This window comes from Pseudomonas sp. R62 (assembly GCF_000257605.1).
Taxonomy (GTDB): Bacteria; Pseudomonadota; Gammaproteobacteria; order Pseudomonadales; family Pseudomonadaceae; genus Aquipseudomonas; species Aquipseudomonas atacamensis.
Window position 1 is genome coordinate 1749378 of record NZ_JH635999.1, and the last position, 2651, is coordinate 1752028.

The following is a 2651-nucleotide window of genomic DNA, read 5'->3' on the forward strand; positions in this document are numbered from 1 at the left end:
CCAAGCAGTTGACCGATCTGCACGCCTCGACCCTGCCGCAATGGGCGCTGGCCAAGTTCATCGCCGAAGGTTGCCTGCTCAAGCACATCCGCCGCTGCCACACGATCTACGCGCAACGCCGCGAACGCATCCTGGAGCGCATGGCGACGGATCTGGCGCCATGGCTGCAAGCCGTGCCGGCCAGTGCCGGATTTCACATGGCGGTGCTCTGCAAGGTGCCGGTCGATTTGCCGCTGGTCATCGAGCTGGCGAAAAAGGTCGAGGTCGGCCTGTATGCGATCAGTGGTTTCTACTACCAGCAGCCGGCGAAAGAAGGCCTGTATTTCGGCTTCGGCGCCATCGAAACCCTGGACATCGACATCGCCCTCGATCGCCTGCGCGACATCCTCGAACAGCTGTCATGAGCCGTTGGTATAAGGCTTTTACCGCCGATTGGTTATTGGTGATTCAGAGCGGCAGGCCTATTCTGCACAGGCGTTATCCCTCAGTGAGCAGGATTCGTCCGGCCTGATTCAGGAGTGTGAGCAATGTCCAACGAAGTGATCAACACGGTTGAGGTCAAGGCGGTCGCGGGCCGCTCGGAAGAGCTTGGCAAGCAATTGCAGAAGATCGTCGATACCCTGCGCGAAACCCCGGGCTGCGATTCCTACCTGGTCGACCGCTGCCCCGAGGACAGCCACCGCTGGACGGTCAGCGCGCGCTGGCAGTCGGAAGCGGCGATGCAGGCGCATTTCAACCGGCCCGAGGCACAGGGGTTCATCGACCTGATCGATAGCCGCCTGGCCAATAGCGTGGATTTCAACAGCTTTCCCATCGTCTGAACCGGCCTCTTCGCGAGCAAGCTCGCTCCCACAGGGTTATTTGTTGTTCACAAGATGGGTGAGCAACCGCAGAACCTGTGGGAGCGAGCTTGCTCGCGAAGGCGATTTGCGCCACACCGAAATCCTTGCGAGGCCAATTGGTCACCTGATCTTCGCGAATATTGGCCGTTTGAACCGGCCACATTGCGGCCTACTGTGAGCACACCCCAACCATCACAGGTAACCCGCCATGAAAGCCCTGCACCTCGTCGCCGCCGCCCTCGCCTTCAGCCTGTCCGCTTCGGCAATGGCTCACGATCCGTCCGAGAAAATCACCGTCCTGCAGGAACAACTGCTGAAAAACGCCCCCGGCAAGAAAGCCATGATGATCGAAGTCGACTACCAGCCCGGCCAGTCTTCGATCGCGCACAAACACGAGGGTACGGCGATGGCTTACGTGCTCGACGGCGAAGTGATTTCCCAAGTCAAAGGCGAACAGGCCATCACTTACAAAAAGGGCCAGTTCTGGTACGAACCGGCCGGTTCCGAGCATCTGGTATCGAAAAATGCCAGTTCGACCAAGCCGGCCAAGTTGCTGGTGTTCATGGTCCTGGCCCCGGATGAGCAGGTGCTGATCCCGCTGGAAAACTGATGGCTGCCTGATCAGCCATAAACGAAGGGCGCGAATCGAACATTTGCGCCTTTTTTATTGCGCGGCGGCATTAACTGCGAACGCTTAAAGCCAATAAAACTAACCGCGCAAAGGTTATTCAGCCAACGGTCAGGCCGGCAGGTTTAACCTGAATATCCGCCGATATCTTCGGCCCGTGCACACTCATCGACAGACCTTGTTTCACGGGAGAAACACCATGAAACCTGCGCTTCCCGCCCTGCTGGCGATCTCCGTTTTGCTGCTCTCTGCCTGCTCTGTTCCCACTGCCCCGCAAGCGGTGTCATCCCTCGACACGCTCCTGCCGCACCCGACCGGTCGCAGCAGTGCTACTCAGGTCAACAGCGGTCCCGGCGTCTCGCTGGGGGTGATTTACAGCCCCGGCACCCAGGCCAATCGCCAATACTTGCGCGAGTATCAGGCCAAGGCCGGCACCGGTTTTGGTCAGAGCCTGCTGGTGCAGCCGATCCACGACGCCTACGTCGCCAGCTCCAGCCCGGATCGCGCGGTGCAGTGGGTCAACGCTTCGCTGCAACGCCAGTTCGGCTCGGTGACGGTGTACCCGGACATGCAAAGCCTGCGCGCGGCCAGGCCGGATGTGGTGGCGATCGTCGATACCCACAGCCAGTTGATCACCTCGCGCAGCTCGGATATCCGCGCGGATGTCAGTGCTGATTTTTACGATGCGCAATTGAACTACATCGGCACGGCGAAAGGCTCGCAGGCGCGGGAACTGACGCCGGTGTGGGCGGACTTCAAGCGCTTGGAAGAGATCGTCGCGGATATCAATAAGCAGGAGGAATTGCAGCTGGCGGCGTTGCGCGAGTTTGACCGTTCGCTGAGTAATCTGGTTGTGCGGCCGGGGGAGAAAGTGTCGATGCTCGAGGGTAAACCAGCTCAAAAGTTGTATTGAATGTAAGTGCCTCTTCGCGAGCAGGCTCGCCCCCACATTTGGAATGCGAATCCCTGTGGGAGCGAGCCTGCTCGCGAAGGCGTCAGACCAGACACCACAAAAACCCTCAGACATTAAATCCCCGCCAAGACTGGCCATCCCTTCCAAATCCACAATCATCCCCCGCTGTCCACTGTCAGGTCTGACAGTGGACAGCGCGACCGAAAGCTTCCCAAATACCAGCACTGCGTTGATTTGCCGGCCTCTATCGACTGATCGCTTTACGCAA

At 59.1% G+C, this 2651-nt stretch carries 3 protein-coding genes and 1 pseudogene; all 4 read left to right on the plus strand.

Going from position 1 to position 2651, the window contains the following annotated elements; translation table 11 throughout:
* Window positions 1–404: pseudogene (locus OQK_RS31755) on the plus strand (PLP-dependent aminotransferase family protein); the annotation flags it as partial.
* 123 nt (window positions 405–527) lie between these two features.
* Window positions 528–821 carry a putative quinol monooxygenase gene (locus OQK_RS25795; RefSeq protein WP_016774982.1) on the plus strand — a complete coding sequence of 98 codons (294 nt, stop codon included), beginning with the start codon at window positions 528–530 and terminating at the stop codon, window positions 819–821.
* Between the two features lie 229 nt (window positions 822–1050).
* Window positions 1051–1452, plus strand: a complete 402-nt coding sequence (locus tag OQK_RS25800) for a cupin domain-containing protein (RefSeq protein ID WP_016774983.1) — start codon at window positions 1051–1053, stop codon at window positions 1450–1452.
* Between the two features lie 217 nt (window positions 1453–1669).
* Complete coding sequence (locus tag OQK_RS25805) at window positions 1670–2383, plus strand: hypothetical protein (RefSeq protein ID WP_016774984.1); 714 nt, start codon at window positions 1670–1672, stop codon at window positions 2381–2383.
* Window positions 2384–2651: the final 268 nt, after the last annotated feature.